Origin of the sequence: Teichococcus aestuarii (genome assembly GCF_042651065.1) — a bacterium.
Taxonomy (GTDB): Bacteria; Pseudomonadota; Alphaproteobacteria; order Acetobacterales; family Acetobacteraceae; genus Pseudoroseomonas; species Pseudoroseomonas aestuarii.
In genome coordinates, this window is record NZ_JBHSCH010000130.1 from 1 (window position 1) to 3068 (window position 3068).

Below are 3068 nucleotides of genomic sequence, written 5' to 3' on the forward strand. Positions count from 1 at the left end.
CGTATCCGTCCGGCCGCGGCCGCCTTCCTGGATGTGAGATAGCTCCTGATCTTAGCGACGTTCTTGAGTGTGTCGCTAAGGGCGGGGGTCGGCCGGGATGGAGATCATCAATGGCTTGGAACGGCGGCGCCGTTGGCGGGCCGAGGACAAGCTGCGGATCGTGGCGGAGGTGGAGGCGCCGGGCGCCTGCTTCGCCGAGGTCGCTCGCCGCCATGATGTGAGCCGCGGCCTGCTATGGAACTGGCGGCGTGACGCACGACGGGGGCAGCTTGCACGGCGGGCCACAGGTCCCGAGCCGATGTTCCTGCCGATCCAGATCAGTGATCCTCCGCCTGCCGAGATGGGGCGGTCCGAGGTCGCGCAGCCCCGGCAGCCGGACAGTCGGATCGAGATCGTGCTGCCGGACGGCACCTGTGTGCGGGTGGGTGCTGATGTGGATGCTGCTGCATTGCGGCGCGTGCTGACGGCACTGCGCCGGTGATCCCGGTCCCCTCTGGCGTGCGGGTCTGGCTGGCGGTGGGCCATACCGACATGCGCCGCGGCATGAACGGGCTGGCGCTGCAGGTGCAGGAGGCACTAGCCCGAGATCCCCATGCGGGCGATCTGTACGTGTTCCGCGGCAGGCGCGGCGACCTGGTCAAGATCCTCTGGCACGACGGGCTGGGCATGTCGCTCTACGCCAAGCGGCTGGAGCGCGGACGCTTCATCTGGCCTTCACCGGCCGATGGCGTGGTGTCCATCTCCGGCCCGCAGCTGGCCTACATGCTGGAGGGGATCGACTGGCGGAACCCGCAGCGGACCTACAGGCCACTGGCCGCGGGCTGAGCCTGATTGTGCTGGCAGAGCACGCATTCATCTGATTCACTTCCGGCATGACACCCGCCGCGGCTGACCCTGATGATGTCGAGAGCCTGCGCGCGGCACTGGCGGTCGAGCGGGAGGCGCGCCTCGCGGCCGAGGCCCGTGCCACCGGCGCGGAGGCGATGATCACCCACCTCAAGCTGGTTATCGCCAAACTCCAGCACGACAAGTTCGGCGCCTCCTCCGAGCGCGGCCGCAAGCTGCTGGATCAGTTGGAGCTGGAACTCGGCGAGCTGGTCGCGACAGTGGCTGAGGACACGACGCGGGCGGAGAACCAGGCGGGAACCCAGCCCGGGGCACCGCCGCCGCGCAGGCCTTCCCGCGGGCCTCTGCCTGCCCATCTACCGCGCGAGCGGGTGGTGGTCCCGTCGCCCTCTGCCTGCACCTGCTGCGGCGGCAAGCTGTCCAAGCTTGGCGAGGACGTCACCGAGACCCTGGAGGTGATCCCGCGGTCGTGGAAGGTCATCCAGACCGTGCGGGAGAAGTTCTCCTGCCGGGCCTGCGAGCGCATTACCCAGCTGCCCGCGCCGTTCCATCCGATCGCCCGCGGCAGGGCCGGACCAAACCTGCTGGCCATGGTCCTGGAGGCCAAGTTCGGTCAGCATCTGCCGCTGAACCGGCAGAGCGAGAGCTATGCCCACGAGGGGGTGGAGCTGAGCGTCTCCACCCTGGCGGACTGGGTCGGCACCGCGGCGGCCGTGCTCTCGCCGCTCCACGCTCTCATTGAGGCGCATGTTTTGGCCGCCAAGCGCCTGCATGGCGACGACACCACGGTGCCGCTACTCGCCCGCGGCAAGACGGTCACGGCGCGCCTCTGGACCTATGTGCGGGACGACCAGCCTTTTGCCGGACCTGCGCCACCCGCCGCGGTGTTCTATTTCTCGCGCGATCGGACCGCCGAGCATCCCAAGCGACACCTGGTCTCCTATAGCGGGATCCTGCAGGCCGACGCCTATGCCGGGTTCGGCGACCTCTACCTGGCCAGCCGCAGGCCCGGGCCGGTCACGGAGGCGGCATGCTGGGCGCACTTCCGGCGCAAGGTGTTCGAGCTGGCCGAGGTCGCCCGCGCGCCGCTGGCTGCCGAGGCCGTGCGGCGCATCGACCAGGTGTTCGATGCCGAGCGGGCAGTGAACCGGTGCCCGGCGGCGGAGCGCCTGCAGCACCGGCAGAGCGTTGTCGCGCCGCTCGTTACCAACCTCCATGCCTGGATGCTAGAGACCAGGGGCAGGCTGTCGCGCCACAACGATGTGGCCAAGGCGCTGGACTATGCCCTCAAACGCTGGGCCGCGTTTACCCGGTTCCTCAGCGATGGCCGGATCTGCCTGACAAACAATGCCGCGGAACGTGCCCTCCGTGGCGTGGCCCTCGGCCGAAAGGCCTGGCTGTTCGCAGGGAGCGATCGGGGTGGCGAGCGGGCCGCGATGATGTACGCGCTCATCACCACAGCGAAGCTGAACGACGTTGACCCGCGTGCCTGGCTTGCTGACGTGCTGGCCAGAATTGCCGACCATCCCGCCTCGAAGCTGCATGAACTCCTGCCCTGGAACTGGGTCCGGAAGATGGAGCGACGAAAGGCGGCGGCATGATCACCAACAGCATTGCCCGGCTCAAGATCACCCTCAATGAAGTCAAGCCCGTAGTCCTGCGCCGGGTCGAGGTGCCGCTGACGATCCGGCTCGATCGCCTGCACCTGGTGCTCCAGGCCGCCATGGGCTGGACCAACAGCCATCTCTACGAGATCCGGGTGCGCGATGTGGGCTGGGGCATTCCCGACCCGGACTGGGGTGGAGGTCCCCTCGACGCCTGCAAGGCCCGTCTCATCGACGCCATCGAGGACACCGGCGCGAAGACTCTGCGGTACCTCTACGACTTCGGCGATGGCTGGGAACACACCGTCAAGATCGAGCGCATCGCGGATGCCGTGCCCGACCTGATATACCCGCTCCTGATCGACGCGACCGGACGCTGCCCGCCCGAGGACGTTGGCGGTCCCTGGAGCTACGCCGAGTTCCTCGAGGCCATCGCTGATCCACAGCACGAAAACCACACCGAGATGACGGAATGGGCTGGCGGGCCATTCGATCCCGACAACATCAACATCGACGATTATGCCAAAGCCGTCGCAGCCCTGGCCAAGGCATGGGCGCGCAAGCCACCCGTCAAGCGCAAACCTGCAGTTTGACCCGCGGCCCTCGCCGGATGAATAC

General features: G+C 68.0%; 4 protein-coding genes. All 4 read left to right on the forward strand.

The genetic code is table 11. The features are described 5' to 3' along the window. The first annotated feature begins 97 nt into the window (after positions 1-97). The 4 genes from tnpA to ACFOY6_RS23810 are packed head-to-tail and all read left to right on the forward strand — an operon-like array spanning position 98 to position 3043. The gene (gene tnpA / locus ACFOY6_RS23795; protein ID WP_379632441.1) at positions 98-481 is read left to right on the forward strand and encodes an IS66-like element accessory protein TnpA; all 384 of its coding nucleotides are present in this window, start codon (positions 98-100) and stop codon (positions 479-481) included. Further along, positions 478-825 carry an IS66 family insertion sequence element accessory protein TnpB gene (gene tnpB, locus ACFOY6_RS23800; protein ID WP_379632443.1) on the forward strand — a complete coding sequence of 116 codons (348 nt, stop codon included), beginning with the start codon at positions 478-480 and terminating at the stop codon, positions 823-825. Before tnpA ends, tnpB begins: the two co-directional genes overlap by 4 nt. Positions 826-872: 47 nt before the next feature. Continuing rightward, positions 873-2447, forward strand: coding sequence for an IS66 family transposase (tnpC, locus tag ACFOY6_RS23805; protein ID WP_379652426.1), 1575 nt, complete (start codon positions 873-875; stop codon positions 2445-2447). Then, a complete protein-coding gene (locus ACFOY6_RS23810; RefSeq protein ID WP_379632445.1) occupies positions 2444-3043 on the forward strand; it encodes a plasmid pRiA4b ORF-3 family protein in 600 nt (199 codons plus the stop codon). The genes tnpC and ACFOY6_RS23810 overlap by 4 nt, the downstream gene beginning before the upstream one ends. The last annotated feature ends 25 nt before the right edge of the window (positions 3044-3068 follow it).